The 16,667-nt window shown below is 38.4% G+C and carries 14 protein-coding genes and 1 pseudogene; 7 read left to right on the top strand and 8 right to left on the bottom strand.

What is annotated here, in order from left to right; translation table 11 throughout:
* Nucleotides 1–1,104: 1,104 nt before the first annotated feature.
* From KO524_RS12885 to KO524_RS12860, 6 genes are all read right to left on the bottom strand, one after another.
* Nucleotides 1,105–2,202, bottom strand: coding sequence for an efflux RND transporter periplasmic adaptor subunit (locus KO524_RS12885; RefSeq protein ID WP_219294610.1), 1,098 nt, complete (start codon nucleotides 2,200–2,202; stop codon nucleotides 1,105–1,107).
* 76 nt (nucleotides 2,203–2,278) lie between these two features.
* On the bottom strand, nucleotides 2,279–5,422 hold the full coding sequence (locus KO524_RS12880) for an efflux RND transporter permease subunit (RefSeq protein WP_219294608.1): 3,144 nt from the start codon (nucleotides 5,420–5,422) through the stop codon (nucleotides 2,279–2,281).
* Entirely contained in the window at nucleotides 5,419–6,819 is a 1,401-nt protein-coding gene (locus KO524_RS12875) for a TolC family protein (protein WP_255555262.1), read from the bottom strand. The genes KO524_RS12880 and KO524_RS12875 overlap by 4 nt, the downstream gene beginning before the upstream one ends.
* Before the next feature lie 80 nt (nucleotides 6,820–6,899).
* Complete coding sequence (locus KO524_RS12870) at nucleotides 6,900–7,313, bottom strand: hypothetical protein (RefSeq protein WP_219294606.1); 414 nt, start codon at nucleotides 7,311–7,313, stop codon at nucleotides 6,900–6,902.
* A 98-nt stretch (nucleotides 7,314–7,411) separates the two neighbouring features.
* On the bottom strand, nucleotides 7,412–8,674 hold the full coding sequence (locus KO524_RS12865; RefSeq protein WP_219294604.1) for an RNA polymerase sigma factor: 1,263 nt from the start codon (nucleotides 8,672–8,674) through the stop codon (nucleotides 7,412–7,414).
* Nucleotides 8,658–9,014 carry a YciI family protein gene (locus tag KO524_RS12860; protein WP_219294603.1) on the bottom strand — a complete coding sequence of 119 codons (357 nt, stop codon included), beginning with the start codon at nucleotides 9,012–9,014 and terminating at the stop codon, nucleotides 8,658–8,660. The genes KO524_RS12865 and KO524_RS12860 overlap by 17 nt, the downstream gene beginning before the upstream one ends.
* A 138-nt stretch (nucleotides 9,015–9,152) precedes the next feature.
* Between KO524_RS12860 and KO524_RS12855 the strand changes: the two genes are divergently transcribed.
* The 4 genes from KO524_RS12855 (at nucleotide 9,153) to KO524_RS12840 (ending at nucleotide 11,203) form a co-directional block, all read left to right on the top strand.
* Nucleotides 9,153–9,701 carry a HutD family protein gene (locus tag KO524_RS12855; RefSeq protein ID WP_219294602.1) on the top strand — a complete coding sequence of 183 codons (549 nt, stop codon included), beginning with the start codon at nucleotides 9,153–9,155 and terminating at the stop codon, nucleotides 9,699–9,701.
* 6 nt (nucleotides 9,702–9,707) lie between these two features.
* A complete protein-coding gene (locus KO524_RS12850; RefSeq protein ID WP_255555260.1) occupies nucleotides 9,708–10,178 on the top strand; it encodes a GNAT family N-acetyltransferase in 471 nt (156 codons plus the stop codon).
* A 52-nt stretch (nucleotides 10,179–10,230) separates the two neighbouring features.
* Nucleotides 10,231–10,722 carry a 3'-5' exonuclease gene (locus tag KO524_RS12845; protein WP_219294601.1) on the top strand — a complete coding sequence of 164 codons (492 nt, stop codon included), beginning with the start codon at nucleotides 10,231–10,233 and terminating at the stop codon, nucleotides 10,720–10,722.
* Between the two features lie 67 nt (nucleotides 10,723–10,789).
* Nucleotides 10,790–11,203, top strand: coding sequence for an SRPBCC domain-containing protein (locus KO524_RS12840; protein ID WP_219294599.1), 414 nt, complete (start codon nucleotides 10,790–10,792; stop codon nucleotides 11,201–11,203).
* 70 nt (nucleotides 11,204–11,273) lie between these two features.
* On the opposite strand, the gene KO524_RS12835 is transcribed toward KO524_RS12840, so the two are convergent.
* On the bottom strand, nucleotides 11,274–11,855 hold the full coding sequence (locus KO524_RS12835; protein ID WP_219294598.1) for an alkylphosphonate utilization protein: 582 nt from the start codon (nucleotides 11,853–11,855) through the stop codon (nucleotides 11,274–11,276).
* A 234-nt stretch (nucleotides 11,856–12,089) separates the two neighbouring features.
* Between KO524_RS12835 and KO524_RS12830 the strand changes: the two genes are divergently transcribed.
* The 3 genes from KO524_RS12830 to KO524_RS12820 are packed head-to-tail and all read left to right on the top strand — an operon-like array spanning nucleotide 12,090 to nucleotide 14,092.
* A complete protein-coding gene (locus tag KO524_RS12830; RefSeq protein ID WP_219294596.1) occupies nucleotides 12,090–12,737 on the top strand; it encodes an epoxyqueuosine reductase QueH in 648 nt (215 codons plus the stop codon).
* A 38-nt stretch (nucleotides 12,738–12,775) separates the two neighbouring features.
* A complete protein-coding gene (locus tag KO524_RS12825; RefSeq protein WP_219294594.1) occupies nucleotides 12,776–13,300 on the top strand; it encodes a class IV adenylate cyclase in 525 nt (174 codons plus the stop codon).
* Nucleotides 13,301–13,360: 60 nt separating this feature from the next.
* Complete coding sequence (locus KO524_RS12820; protein WP_219294593.1) at nucleotides 13,361–14,092, top strand: YoaK family protein; 732 nt, start codon at nucleotides 13,361–13,363, stop codon at nucleotides 14,090–14,092.
* Nucleotides 14,093–14,249: 157 nt separating this feature from the next.
* On the opposite strand, the pseudogene KO524_RS15595 reads toward KO524_RS12820, so the two are convergent.
* Nucleotides 14,250–14,591: pseudogene (locus tag KO524_RS15595) on the bottom strand (SbcC/MukB-like Walker B domain-containing protein); the annotation flags it as partial.
* Nucleotides 14,592–16,667 lie beyond the last annotated feature (2,076 nt).

Genomic DNA, 16,667 nt, shown 5'->3' with positions numbered 1-16,667 from the left:
TCTTGTCAATAATGTGTCAGAGCGTTGTTTCCTTGCGGGTGGCAAAGATACAACTTTAATTATTTAAGAAACAAATTTAATTTTCGTAAATTTTTAAAAGAGTAAAACTCCCTTTCTATGTTTCTTTTTTTTAACTCCGTTTCTCAAAGAACTTCTGCGGTAATGCGGGTGCAAAAGTAGCCCTTTTTTCTAGCTTTCCTAATCTTTTGTTCTTTTATTTTTGGTATTTTTTATGCTCCTTTCTTAACAGACTAATACCCCTTACTTTAGCTTTAGTGCAGATACTTAAAAAAGCGGATACGCGGATGGGCAGATGGGCGAATTCGCCTTAAAGTGCTGTGGGTTTAAAATTGCTGTGCTTAGTTAACTATTCTTGAATGCGGATACGCGGATGGGCGGATAGGCAAATTCGCTTGGGAGCTTGTGAATGCGGATACGCGGATGGGCAGATGGGCGAATTCGCTTTAAAGTGCTGTGGGTTTAAAATTGCAGTGTTTGGTTAACTATTCTTGAATCTGGATACGCAGATGGGCGAATTCATCTTAAAATGCTGTGGGATTAAAATTGCGGTGTTGGGTTATTTCTTCAAGAATGCGGATACGCAAATGGGCGAATTCGCTTTAAAGTGCTGTAGGTTTAAAATTGAGGTATATAAATTAAGGGCACTCGCGAATCAGCGAATGGACGAATCAGCGAATAGGCTCATAAAAACCATACCTATATATAAAGAATGCAGATACGCGAATGGGCAGATGGGCAAATTCGCTTGGGAGGGCTGTGGGTTTAAAATTGCAGTGTTTGGTTAACTATTCTTGAAGGCGGATACGCGGATGGGCAGATGGGCGAATTCGCCATAAAATGCTGTGGGTTTAAAATTGCTGTAATTGGTTATTTATTTATAAATGCAGATACGCGGATGGGCAGATGGGCGAATTCGCCATAAAATGCTGTCGGTTTAAAATTGCTGTAATTGGTTATTTATTTATAAATGCAGATACGCGGATGGGCAGATGGAAGAAAAGACTAAAAAAAAACAGGTTGCTCGGATATCACCGGCAACCTGCTCTCTGCAAAAAAAAATCAATAAAAAACTACAAAAAAAATCTACTTAACAGCAGGAACTACCATTCCCTCTTCTATTTCTTCGGTAGCCATTTTCAAAATAGCATCCCCATTGGACAAATCTCCAAAAACCTCAACCATATCCCCCATCATCCTTCCTTTGGAAACGACTTGATGTTTTGTTTTTCCATCTTTGACCTGAATGACATAACGGGCAACACCCCCATCTACTACAGCCATTTTAGGAACGAAAAAACTAGGTTGTAAAGCCTTTAAAGGAATCTTAGCTTCTGCAACCATCATCGCTTTTAAAAGTCCAGAACCGTTTTCGATATCTGCTTCCAGCTTCTCTGAACGAAGTTTGGAATCTAGTGAGCCCGATTTTCTCGATATTTTAGCTACAAATTGCATTTGTGGCACTGCCTTTACTTGGAACTTAATGCTGTCACCTAAATTCAAATAGGAAGCCTGCGCCTCGGGTACAGATAGCGATAAACGCATTTTTTTATTATCCTGAAGTACGAGTAAAGGTAAATCTGAACCTTTGCCCGACGGACCTACATAAGAACCCAGTTCCACATTACGTTGAGCAATTACTCCGTTAAAAGGCGCGCGAATGATTAGATAATCTGCCATTACCTGAACTTCGTTATAAGCCGATTTTAAAGCGACTAATTGCGCTTGGTCGGCCGCTTTTTTAGCTATAATCTGATCTATAGCATCCTTTGCCACAGCACCTTCGGTTTCATTGGCTCGAAACAATCGATCGTAATTCGCTTTTGTCGCGATATAAATCGCCTCCTGCGCTTTCCAACGCGATAATGCCGCTGCCAATTGCGCCTGAATTTCTGGTGCCTCCAAAGTCATTAAGACCTGTCCTTTAGTCACTTTAGAGCCAATATCCACCGACAAAGTTTTTACAAAACTGTTTACCTTAGCATAAATGGCCGTTTGTTTGTCTGGAATCAACTCTCCTGTCAACTGCAAAAAGGTCAACGGATTGGTTTTTTCTAAAATAATCGTTTCAAAATTGGGTTTCATACCCATCTCCATTTTAGGGGTTTCTACCTCTTTTTTTTCTGAATTACAGGAAATAGCAAAAAGCGACATTCCCAAAAAAGTATAATATATAATTTTCATCTTCTACCTATCTTTAAGTGGTCTAAAACCGCGTTCAAATACAAATCCAAACACGGCTTTGGTCACGTTATTTAAATTATTTTTTAATGTAATAAGCACTGTCTTTATCTTCTGGGTCTAGAGAAGGTGACTGTATAGATGATTTGCCCTGTATCCACACAAACATCATTGGCAGCAAAAACAACACGCTAAACGAAGAGGCAAACAAACCTCCAATTACCGCACGTGCTAATGGTGCCACTTGATCTCCACCTTCACCATGACCAATAGCCATCGGTAACATTCCTGCCATCATCGCCAAAGTTGTCATTAAGATTGGTCGAATACGCAGCGATGCCGCTTCAATAGCAGCATGCAAGGCCTGGCCGTTTTGCATTCGCAAGGTTTCAGCATGACTGATCAACAATACCGCATTGGCAATAGATACTCCTACAGACATAATAATCCCCATATAGGATTGTAAGTTTAGCGTTGATCCGGTTAGATTTAGCAATAACAACGATCCCAATATCACAAAAGGAACGGTAGTTAAAATAACTAAGGAAACCCTAAAAGACTGAAAATTGGCCGTTAACATTAAAAAAATCACTACAATAGCCATCAATAAACCCATGGATAAACTATCCATAACATCATCGAGTACCGGAGTCATTCCCGCAACTTGAATATTAACTCCTTTAGGCAATTCTCCTAAAGAGGCTATAGCTGCTTGAACATCTTTTTGCGCCCTTCCTAAATCGGTTTTATGAACATTGGCCGTTACAGGCGTATAAGCCATAGTACCAAGATTATAACTCTCTCCAAAAACTTTTGTAGGAACCAAAGTTGCTACATCACCTAATACTGGTCGATCTGCATTCTTCGTCAAGGGGATTTTTAATAATTCCTCTTGGCTGTTTAACTGACTCTGTGGCGTTTGAATCTGCACATCATAAGCTATCCCCATCATGCCTTCAACCCACATATTTTTATTGGTATATCGGGATGAAGCCGTACTAGGCACCAGGGATTTTGAAATATCCTGCACATCCACTCCCAATTGAGCCGCTCGAACACGATCAATAGCAATCTCTATTGCTGGATAGTTTAGCGATTGGGGAATTTGCTGATCCCTCAAATATTCAATCTCCTTGAGTTTAGCCAATAACTTATTGGCATACATGACATTCATCTTTTTCATCATCCCCGAAAACCGAACTTCAATCGGAGTATTGGTACCTTGACTTAAAATTTTCTCTGTTAATTCAATCGGTTCAAAAGACAAATGAAGTTCAGGTAACTTTTTACTGATATGCTCCCGGATTTGATCCTTCAATACAGCGATATCCCCATCAAAATCTTTTAGGGCAACCTGCATTAAGGCTTCATGAGGTCCTGCATTATACAGATAAACCGGACTCACAGCAAAAGAAGAAGGGTGTTGTCCAATAAAAACCGATGAAATTGCAATGTGCTCTTTACCAATTAAAGTTTCCAACTCTCTGAGTACAGCTTTTACTTTTAATTCCGTTTTTTCAATTCGCATACCTTCAGGGGCTTTGATTCTTACCTGAAACTGACTCGAATTAGCCGTAGGTAAAACATCTTTTCCTGTCCAGCTATACATCATAGCAACCGTGACCGACACCAAGACCAAACTCAGGATCAACAAGATTTTACGATGCGGCATGATTCTATTTAAAAAAGCCGTAAATCGATCTTTTAAACGGTCAAATCGTTCGGGTTTGTTGTGTTCTTCTTCCGTTTTGGCTTTCATCATCCAATTGGCCATGACCGGTACAAATGTTTGAGATAGAAGGAATGAAAACAACATCGAGAAACCAATCGCTAGAGCCAAAGGCATAAATAACGATCCCGGAATTCCCGTCATCATAAAGGCAGGGGCAAAAACCGCCAATATACACAGCAATATCAATAATTTAGGAAAAGCAATTTCTTTACAGGCGTCCCAAATCGCTTCCGCTTTGGTTTTTTTCATCGCCAAATGCTGGTGGATATTTTCGATAGTCACCGTACTTTCATCCACCAATATCCCAATCGCCAAAGCCAGTCCGGATAAAGACATGATGTTAATACTTTGTCCAAATAATTTTAGAAATAATACTCCCGAAATAATCGAAATTGGAATCGTTAAAACCACTATTAATGCCGCCCTTCTATCGCGTAGAAATAGCAAAACCATCAAACCGGTCAAAATCGCACCCAAAACGCCCTCGAGAATCAAACTTTTAACCGCATTAATCACATAGACGGATTGATCAAATTCATAGGATATGGACACGTCTTCAGGTAGATTCTTTTGAATATCCGGTATGGATTTTTTCAATTTATTCACCACATCCCAAGTCGAGGCATTTCCCGCCTTAGCTATGTTGATATACACAGAACGCTTACCGTTAATCAATGCATAACCCGTTGTAATATCAGCGCCATCTTTTACTGTAGCGATGTCGCGGATATAAACATTGTCCACGGTACCCTTAAAAATCGGAATGTTTCCAAAATCCTCTACGTTTTTAATGGTGTTATTGGTTGGCGTCAAATAATTGATGTCATCAATATACAGATTCCCAGATGGAGCTGTAATATTATTTCTGCTGATTGCTTCAACAATCTGATCCGGTGATAATTGATGTGCTCGTAATTTATTGGGGTCAATATTGATCTCCACGGTTCTCGGACTTCCTCCAAACGGTGGCGCGGTAGTCAATCCGGGAATTTTAATCAAAAACGGTCGCGCTGTAAAATTGGCAATATCCTGTAATTGATTATTCGTTTTCGAATCACTTCTAAAAACCAATTGTCCAATCGGTTGTGTTGAGGAGTCAAATCGGATGATAAATGGTGGCGGTGCTCCCGGCGGTAAAAACACTTGCGAACGATTCGACAGCGCATTGATCTCCGCTATGGCTTGCGCCATATTTGTACCTTCATAAAAATTAATTTTCATCAGGGTAAGTCCCTGAGAGTTTTTGGTTTCAATACTTTCTATACCACTGGTAAACAACATCATGTTTACATACATTTTTGTAAAATACCCCTCCATTTGTTGAGGCGTATACCCGTTAAACGAGTGTGCAATATAAACTACAGGTAGGTTCATTTCCGGCAATATATCTACCTTGATTTCCTTGGTAGCTTTGATTCCAAAAAACAGCAACCCTATCACCAATACCATAATAGATATTGGCTTGCGCAGTGCAAAACGTATTAGATTCATCTTTTCAGGCTTTTAGTTTCGTTTAACAATAAATCTAAATCTCCTGTAGCCGCAGCTACCATCCACAGTGCTTGCCACAGATTGTTTTGAGCGATTTCCGCATCGATTTCCGAACGATGCAACAGATAAATCGCCTGTGTCAAATCGACTATGGAACTGAGTCCGTTGGTATATAAAGCCGTATGTTGTTTATATGCCTTCGATGCTGCCGTAACTTGAATTTTCGTTTGTTCAAAAACTTCCAATGCGTTATTCCACTGCTCTTTGGTCAGTTCCTTTTGAGCTTTAAGGTTCTCAAAGGCATATTGATACTCCTCTTGAAGTGATTGGGTAATGTATTTCTGCTCTTTTACTTTTGAAGATTGACGCAGGATTGACGTTAGATTCCACGACAAATTAATTCCAACAAGGTAGTTCGTTCGATCAATACCCACCCCATCGTTATAGGATTTTGAAAAAGCCGTATTGTCTTGGACATAGTTCCATTCAAAACCCGACCCTCGCCCTTGAACAACTCCAAATAGGGATAAGGATGGTCTTTGCAAAGCGGCAAATACTTTTTCTTGTTGTTCACTGTTTTCTACCTGGCTTTGTTGCCATTCCAGAACGGGATGATTTTCTATATGTCGTTCAGAATCCGACAAGTAAGTCGGAGTTTGATAAACATACAAGCTATCTAACTGAAACTGTTGATAGTTATTTCCTATCAAAACAGCTAGAGATTTTGAATATTCTAATTCCTTATCTAGTGCTTTTATTCGAGCTGCTTGCGCATGGGAAACCTCTGCCTGAGCTGTTGCATAATCTACCTCAGGTATCAAGCCACTTTTAGCGCGACTTGCAGTTACGGTTTCCATAACCAAAGCCCGCTCCACGTTGCGTTCCTGCACAAATTTAATGCGTTGTGCAGCTATTAAATTAAAATACGCTGCCCCTACTTTTACTTGATGTTGGAATCGCAATTGTTCCAAATCCTGTTGCATGACTTGCTGCTTGGATCGAGCTGCATTAATTTCATTTTTGATTTTTCCAAAGGTGAAAAAATTCCAGTTGATATTTGCTAAGTATAACGATCCAAACGCGGCATTCCAATTTTGCTCTTCTAAAGGCATAGAAGACGCAGCAGATCCCAAACCACCGTAACTATATAAGGGGCCATTTTGTGCATTTATAGTTCCATAACTCTGCTGAGCAGCTAGCGTAAAATCGGGTAAATAGGCCCGTTTGTTAAAACGCACATTTTCTTCAGAAGCATTGACAGCGGCCTCTTTCGCTTTTATTTTTTGAAAATTCAGAACGGATTGTTCCAAAGCATCAGACAAATTAAGGGTTTGCCCGTGTAGACTGACTACCGATAAACACCATAAGCTTGTCCATGCAAATAATTGCATTTTCATCATGTATAATTTAAAGATTAAACCATAGAAATTGTGTTAGCCATTCTAAAAGAAGGCTAGTTTAATTCAATGGAATAAAATCAAATTCGATAAACGCAGTGGAATATATAGAGCGGATTGCTCGGAAGGGGAACAGTATAGGATTGGTAATTGAAAAACGGAACCTTTTCTTTAACAGCGACAACTTCGAAAACGGCTCCAAAGAAACGATGAGGCAAAGCATCACCTAAAAATTTAGCGCTAAAATCAAGTAGTTTTGGCAGTGACGTTTTTACATTGAGTTTAAAGTTTTTTGCAACTTCTTTACAACAGTCTTTGTCTGAACTCGACATTTCGTCAGCAAGACAAAATCCGCATTTACCTAAAACATCGCGACTGGAATCGGAAAAGGATATGTTCTGCTCCACTCCTTGACACAAATGCGTATAGGTAGTAAAGCCGGAGCATACTACTAAATACAAAATCGCCAAAAAGAAAACAGTTGTCTTTTTCAATGTTCTTCAATTAGGCTACAAATGTAAAGTAATCCCCTTAATCTAATTGGTTTTTAAAACGCATCAATTGGTAGTATTCGGACATCTAATTCTCCTATTTATTGATGAATCAAGTCGCTGATACGTCGCATAATAAACAACTCGTCCATTTGGGTATTGGCAAAGGGTAGTGATTTATTGTACAGTTCTAAGGCTGTTTGTGTATTACCTGTCTTAACATAAAGATAAGCCAGACCCGTATAATAAGTAAATTCGTGATTTTTAATTTCATCTCGACTTATCTTAGCTAGCTGTTGTAAACTTTTCTCAGGCGCTCCCAAAAAACTCTCCGCTATAATACGGTTAAACCATACTATAAAATTATTCGGCTTTAGTACTTCCAACTGCTTGTAGAGTACTACGATCTTTTGCCAATTGGTTTCTTCAAATTTAGCCGCTAAACAATGTAAAGAAACAATCAATGCTTCTATATAAAATACGTTTAAAACCTTATTCGATGCATCTCTTTGTAAATAATAAATTCCCTCTTCCATATAGGTTTTATTCCATAAACTGCGATCTTGTTCTTCTAAGGTCAACCAATATCCCGCTTCAGATATACGAGCAGGGAAACGAGCGATGTTTAAAAACATTAGCGCGAGCAAACTTCGGGTTTCAAAATGGGAACTGCGATTCAATAATAAGAGTTTTGTTAATCTTATAGCCTCGAAGCACAAATCCAAATTGATTCCGTCTTTTCCTTTGGTAACTTTATACCCCTCGTTAAACATTAAATACAGTATTTCCAGTATCGGTTTATCTTGTTGAGAAATAACTTTTAACGAGTTAACCGACCTTGTTGTTTGCGTTGTTCTCCACAATGCTTTTATACGCGTTATTGCCTTTTTGACTGCTTCCTCAGACATTAACAGTGCATTGGAAATTTCCGAAACACCAAAACCACATAGTACATGAAGGCTGATTGCAATTTGATTCTTTTGCGACAAATCCGCACGACAACAAAGCAACAAAAGCTGTAACTGACTGTCCATGATTTCTTCGTCTGTAAAATCAAACATTTCTTTACCCTCAAACTCAGCTCGCTCAACTTCATACGGGCGTTCCCACTTCTTAGTTCGCTTAATTGCGTTGATTGTTTTGTTTTTAGCTACTTTCATCAACCAGGCACTGGGATTTTCAGGTACTCCTGAGAATCGCCACCGCACCACGGCCGTTTCAAAAGTATCCTGAACGGCATCGGCAATGATATCCAAATGTTTTGCACCAAAAACCTTAGATAAAACCCCCATCATCTTGCCGGAGTTTTCCCGAAAAAGATGATGGGTTAATTTATTTATATCCGTATTATTCGTCTGATTCATCCTCGGTTTGAAATACTTCTCTAATTTCAATGGTCGCTCCAAAATCCAAGGCCGGACATCCCTTTCCTATCTCTGTAGCTTCTTCTAATGAATCGGCTAACAAGAAATAAAACCCACTAATACACTCCTTACTTTCCACAAATGGTCCGTCGGTTTGAACTCTGTCTTTACCCTTTATGGATACTCCCGCTGCATCTAAAGGATTTCCACCCTTAAAGCGCCCTTCTTCTATCAATTTTTCTACCCAATTCAAATGTTCTTCAATCTCTTCTTGCATTTCTTGAAGGGAATGACTGCCGTAGTCGGAATGCTCGCGGATTAATAATAAAAATTCTTTCATAAATCGTTTTTTTTAAGTTAAGATAAACTATTAATGTCTATTTATTGAATGACAATCGACTTTCAAATTTAGGGACAAAAGAAAAGAATAAAACAATTTATTTATCTTTGGTAACGATTTAAATTCCCAATGCTTGACGTGAAAATACATATTATATCCTTAGAACAACTCAAACCCAATTTGTGGGCCGGTGGAAGTACCTATCAATATTACCTTTATCCTTCCAATAGTAGCTATGCGGAAAAAGATTTTCTATTTCGGATCAGTAGCGCAACCATAGAACAAAGTCCGTCGGTTTTTACACAATTTCAAGGATATACCCGATATCTATCGATGTTAGACAATACCCTAGATGTAACCATAAACGAATCAGCACAACACTTTGAGAAACAACAAATCTTTTTATTTGACTCCAATGACACCGTAGTTTCAACCTCATTGGGTACCGATTTTAACTGGATGATTCATAAGTCTATCAAACAGCATCATCTCGAGATTACCAAACAATCCCAACAGAGCAACAACCCTTTTATCCTATTATTTGCTTTAGAAGCAGTTGAAATTGCAATTCAAGAGCAAATTTACAACCTAGAAAAATCGAGCTGTATCGTGATTGAAAATCCAGAAAAAACTACACTTCGTTTGAACTTTGACACTTCGTTGATTTTTATGACGCTAACTATTTAATCGCTTATGATGCCCAAGCCTAGTATAATCCGTCCGTACCACCCCAGCGATCAGCCCGAATTATTGGTATTATTTGATCTCAATACACCTCAATATTTTTCAGCTGATGAACGCGACGATCTGATCGATTATTTAAACCATCATAGCGAACGGTATTTTGTAGTAGAACTGGAAGGGCAAATTGTAGGTGCAGGTGGTATTAACTTTTCAGAAGACCAAACCGTAGGGAGAATCAGCTGGGACTTTTTTCATCCCGAATATCAAGGTAAGGGATTGGGGAGCCAATTAACTCAATATAGAATTGAACTGCTGAAACAACTCGACCACGTTCAAACCATCAGCGTTCGAACCTCACAAGCAGCTTATGTGTTTTATCAAAAGATGGGATTTGAACTACTTGAAGTTGTACCCGATTATTGGGCGAAAGGTTTTGATTTATATCGTATGGAATTGCCGGCGAATCAAACGAAAAAATAATTTCACAACAAGCTTGAATACATAAACTATTAATCAGATATACCCTATAAAAATGACCGATTTTGTCGCCATAGACTTTGAAACTGCCAACGCTAAAAGAAGCAGTATTTGTAGCCTTGGGCTTGTAATAGTTGAGAATAATATCATCACTGATCGGCTGTATAGTCTTATAAAACCAGAACCGAATTTTTACACGTCCTTTACGACCAACGTACACGGCTTAACTTTTCAGGACACCATACAATCTCCGCTGTTTTTCGACGTATGGGCACAGTTATTAGCCAAGACTAAAAACCTGCCTTTTGTTGCTCACAACAGTTCATTTGATTCGAGCTGTTTAAAAGCCATTTACGCTTCATTTGATGTGGATTACCCGAACTTTGAATTTTATTGTACACTGAAAACAGCCAGGCAAAAACTTCCTCAGCTGCGCAATCATCAATTGGGCACGGTTGCCCAATACTTTGGTTATGATTTAAAAAATCACCATCACGCCTTAGCCGATGCTGAAGCTTGTGCCGTTATAGCAACACATTTATTATAACTCTATTAGTAAGATTCTTCTCATACAAGATTGATTAACCTGATAAACTAACGATACTAAATCGATTATGAAAATAGAAACTCAAATTACGATCCATGCGACTCCCGAAAAAGTTTGGAAAATCCTCACCGATTTCGAACGCTACCCACAGTGGAATCCGTTTATCAAATCCATTGAAGGAAAAGTGGCCGTTGGAAATCGCATAAAAATATCATTGCCCGATATGAAATTCAGACCCCGAGTTTTAGTTTTCGAAGAAAACAAAGAATTAAAATGGTTGGGGCAACTCCTTTTTAAAGGTGTGTTTGACGGAGAGCATCGTTTTCTGCTAGAGCAATTGCCCGATGGAGATACGCTTTTTACACACAGTGAAGCATTTTCTGGTATATTGGTTCCCCTGTTTAAAAGCAATTTAGAAAAAAACACCAAAGCCGGTTTTGAAGCGATGAATCAACAGCTAAAAATTCAAGCAGAGTCTTAAAAATACAAAAGCCTTTTTCATAGTAGAAAAAGGCTTTATTTATGTATTCACAATGATAACAGTATTATAATTACGACTGCTTTTTGACGAATTTAGTAAGGATCACGATGGTTTGTCCATCAACCTTTCCTTCGATTTGTTCTGTATTGTCGTGTACCAAACGGATGTTGCGCACTGCAGTTCCAATTTTGGCGTTTAGCGTTGAACCTTTTACATCCAAATCCTTAATTAAGGTTACGGTGTCTCCTCCAACTAAAATATTACCGTTGCAGTCTTTGTGTAAGTCCACTCCAGCATCTCCTTCGTGATCACCCGTTGCTTTAGCCCAAGTCATCATGTCTTCATCTAAATACATCATTTCCAAAAGATCAGCTGCCCAGCTTTCATTTCTAAAACGGTTTAACATTCGCCACGCTACAACCTGTACTGCGGGAACTTCACTCCACATAGAAGACGTTAAGCAATTCCAATGTTTTGCGTCGAGTTCTTCCCTTTTTTCAATCTGTGCGGTACAGGTATTACAAATATAAATTTCTCTATCTGTAACATTACCCGAAGTAGGCGGTACTTCATAAATCTGTAAGTCACCTGTTGCGGCACATAATTCGCATTGATTTCCGCTTCTTTCCTGCAATTGCTTTTCGATTTTCATATTTTGGCTGTTATTATTGATTCGACTTGTATTAAAAGCGCAAAGATAGTTTGAATAAACAATAAATAAAAATCCATGCTGTTTTAAGCTTCAATTGCAGTTAATTTATCAAAAACAGTAGGGTCCTAGGCAGCAAATGATGGTGTAGCACCATTTTAAAAATAACTCGGGCTATTAAATTTTCATATTCGAGCTATTTTGATTAAAATTGCAGTTGTAAATACCTCCCCAAAAATGGAAAATAAAGAGTTGATTAGAGAGACCTTGGTCTTACCGGAAAATGGAAAAAAATTATTGTTACATTCTTGCTGTGCTCCTTGTGCTGGTGAAGTAATGGAAGCATTGGTTGCCTCCGATATCGATTTTACTATTTATTTTTACAATCCCAACATACATCCAAAAAAGGAGTATGATTTGCGCAAAGAAGAAAACATTCGTTTTGCCGTTAAGCACAATATTCCCTTCATCGATGGAGATTATGACGTTGAGGATTGGTACGCACGTGCTAAGGGGATGGAACAGGAACCTGAAAAGGGAATTCGTTGTACGATGTGTTTTGATATGCGTTTTGAACGTACGGCTTTGTACGCTTTTGAAAACGGTTTTGACGTGATCAGCAGCTCTTTGGGTATCTCTCGTTGGAAAAACATGGAGCAAATCAATAAATCCGGATGTTTGGCAGCAAGCCATTATCCAGATATTACCTATTGGACCTTTAATTGGCGTAAAAAAGGCGGTGCAGGTCGAATGCTTGATATCAGCAAACAGGAAAAATTCTATATGCAAGAGTATTGCGGTTGCGCCTATTCTTTACGTGACACCAATCAATGGCGTATGGCAAACGGTAGAGAGAAGATTGTTCTAGGGAAAAATTATTACTAACACCATCACTACTAACTTGATTTATTAAAACAGCCTGTATGCACATTCAAAATGTAGAGTTTAAAGCTCGCGTCGAAAATCTTGAAACAATAGAAGCGTTGATTTTAAGCATCCAAGCAACTTTTGTAGAGACCCAACATCAAATAGACACCTATTTCAACACTTCAACAGCAAGGTTAAAACTGCGAGAAGCTGGCGGAAATCACAGCCTTATTCACTATGATCGCGCGAATACCGATACCGCTAAAGAATCGGATGTTATCTATTATCAACACCTGCCGAATGCCGCTTTAAAAAATATATTGACCGCACAGCTCGGAGTAAAGGTAATCGTGGATAAAGTAAGAACGATTTACGCCATCGACAATGTGCGCTTCCACTTGGATATCGTACAGCAACTTGGCACTTTTGTGGAAGTAGAAGCAATGAATGAAGGACAAAACCATACCATGCACAGTTTAAAAGAACAATGTGATTTCTATTTTAACACTTTTAAATTGCAACCAGAAAATCTTATTGATCGCTCTTATAGTGATTTGCTACTGGATCAAAACGCGGACTAGATTATTTTTTATTTGTTGGTCTTATAGTATCTTTACTATAAAATCAATCATTTCTAACCCATGCTTAGTTCTACAGGAGACAATCGAACGTTTAAACACAACTTATTATTAGCTGTCTTTTTTGCTTTTGTTGCCGGGATTATCAATGTATTTGGATTTTCTGAATTGGCAACCTTTACTACAAACCTAACCGGGCATGTAGGTGAATTGGCCATTGCTATAGAAAACCAATCTCCGAATTCTCAACTCTTAAAGATAATCAGCTGGATTGGTTGCTTTGCTTTGGGTTCTTTTATCGCTTCGCTTTGTACGAATCTTTTCACCGGAACGCGAATCAAATTTTCTTATGTATTGCCCATAATATTAGAGATTGGTTTTCTAACAAGTTGCCTCTATCTACAGAGAAATTACAAGCTCGATGAAATCATCGACCTTGAAATCTTATTGCTGTTCACGGCAATGGGACTGCAAAATGGGATTGTATCGATGGTTAGCGGAAATGTAGTACGAACCACCCACTTAACAGGTATGGTAACCGATTTTGGAATCGGACTCGGGGAAATCATTATGAAAAAGAAAAGCGAACGAAAGTCTAAAATTCGAAAAATTCAACTGACCATATCAATTATTTTTTCTTTTGCTTCGGGTGCTATTTTATGTGCTTTTTTAATCGGATACGCGCACCATCAAGTGCTGCTGATTCCAATACTATTGCTTTTGATTTTATTATTCTACGATTACAAAATACTGGAGAAAAGTCTAGACATGATTCGAGAACGCTTACATGTTTAGTTTGGTAAATTAAAATTCGTTAATTAACCACTACATAACTGCCTTTTTCTTCATTTTTGTAAATTGATATCGAACTTGGGATACGCTCTTGAAGTTCTTCTACATGCGAAATAATCCCCACTACTCTATTTTCCTTGTGCAAATACTGCAAGGTTTCAAATACGGTATTGATACTCTCTGCATCTTGAGTACCAAAACCTTCATCGATAAAAAAGAAATTTTTATCGGCTTTATTTAAAGATTGAATACTCTCCGCCAAGGCCAAGGCCAAACATAAAGAAGCCTGAAAACCTTGTCCACCCGACAGTGTTTTTACCGAACGCGCATAACCGTTATTCAGATAATCCAGCACTTCAAATTCATTGTTTTCATTTAACTTTAAACTCAATTGATTACGAGTGAGACGGTGAAAGCGCACATTGGCGATATCGCATAAATTTTGCAGGTAAATACTCGATACATAATTGACAAAACCACTCGCTTTAAACAAGTTGGTCATGGTGGTTAAATTCAAAGCTCTTCGCTCCAAAGCATTGGCTTGTGCAATCAATTCTTTTTTCTTTTCCAAAGCCGATTGTACCCGAAGGAGTTCTTGCTCCAAAGCGCTAACTTTCCCCACTGCTTGCTCCACTTCGATTTGCAATTGACGGTATTGTTGTTCTTTTGCCTCAAATAAATGCTGTTCAAAATTTAATCCGGCTGTTTGCAATTGCAATTCTGCTATGATTTGCTGGGTATTTTGTAATAGAAATTGAAATTGATTGATGCGTTGGCGTTCTTCTTCTAGGTTCCAGTTTTTAGCTAAGATTCGGTGTACCTCATCCCTATTTTTAAACTGTAGACGCTCTAAGGCTTCTTCTATATTTACTTTTAAAAGCTCGCGATTCTTACGAATAAACTGAAGCTGATTTTCTATGGTTTCCCAAATTCCGACCTTGGTAGCTAATTGCGGCTTGAGCTCTTGTATTTTATCTATCGCCAGCTTATAACTTTTTTCGATCAAGTCATTTTCTGCTGCCAATGCGTTTTTCTGCAACTTAACCGTTTCCACATCAACCGTTTCGTAATCTTGTAGGTCTAAAGATTTGATCTGTTCTTTTAATTGATTGCATTGCCCTTCTAAACCCGAGATCTCCATCTCTATAACAGCCATTTTTTTATGAGCCTTTTGAGTAAGTTCTTGTTGCATGACAAGTTTTTCACGAAGCGATTTGATGGTCTGCTCCAAGGTGTGAAGCTCTACTTCCAATGCTTTAGCGCGCTGCTTCTTACTTTCAAACAATTCGGGATTGTCCGTACTAAACTCCTTCCAAATAAAAGAACTTAAATGTTCGGTAATTTGAATTTCTAACGCTTTCTTATCCTTTGCTAATCGCTCGGCTTGCACAATTAAAAAGTCGTAGATTGAAGAAGCCTTTTGAAGTAGTACTTGTTGTTTTTGCAATTCCGCATGCTCCTTTTCTAATTTACTTTTTAGGTGTTGAGCTAAAGTCAATTGTTCCGTAGCATCTGCTTGATGACTGATTTGAGGATGTTCTAAAGATCCGCATAAAGGGCAAGCTTCACCGTCTTGTAAATCAGTGACATAACGACTCAATTCTGTTGCTACAGTCCATTCTGTTATCAATTGATTTTGCTGTGTAATTTGTTGAAGCAATTGATCCATTTTACCTGTATACACCGTAATCCAAGTAGCTGGTTCAACCTTTAAACCTTCAAATTCTTTTAAGGTGTTTTCGCATTCGCGCGTATTTTCGATCTGCTTCTTCGCTATTTCCTCCAATTGTTTTGTCAAAAAAACTTGGGTTTGATACCAATTGCCTATGGCTATCCATTGAGACGCATCGATGCGTTCCGATTTTAGGTTTTCTAATATTGTCTCACTTTCTTGAATTTGCTTTTTAATAGCCGTTTCTACCCTTTCTTGTTCCACAACAAAAACAGTGCCCTTGTCCAGAGCCTCTCGTTGAGTAAACAGGCGCAACTCCAATTCTTTAAGAGTTTCTAAATAACCCAAGTCTAAAACCTTTTGTTTTTGGCTATCCAATTGTTCAAATGCCGTTTGCCACTTTAGTATTTGCTGATTCTGAGCATCGATTTCACGGCTTAACTGCAATTTATCAGTTAATACATTTTGCTGACTTTTTATTTGCTGTTGTTCTTCATTCTCTAAAGCAACTTCTCTATTAATCAGTTCTTTAAAAGCCTTTTCGACTGTTTCAAACTCCAAAATATCAGCTTGGAGTTTGTCGAAAATTATTTTCTGCTGTTCTAATTCCTTCAATTCCAATTCCCTCTTGCGCAAGGCTTCTAATTTAAGCTGCGCCTCTTGTAAGGATTTCCATTCCGCTTCCACCTGTACAAAATCGTTTTTCAGCAAGGTCAATTGTTGTTGTGTAGACGTTAAGTCGTTTTGCTGTTGCTGAACACTTTCAATAGAAATCGATTCAAAACCCGATAGTACCCCTTTGAGGTTTTCTATTTTAAAATTATTGTCGCGTTGGAGATTGGACACCTGTGGACTTAAATCAAATCGCTCCAAATTAAAAATCTCCTTCATCATCTTCGAACGATC

This window comes from Flavobacterium sp. NKUCC04_CG (assembly GCF_019345525.1).
Classification (GTDB): Bacteria; Bacteroidota; Bacteroidia; order Flavobacteriales; family Flavobacteriaceae; genus Flavobacterium.
This window is presented reverse-complemented; position numbering and strand designations above follow the sequence as displayed.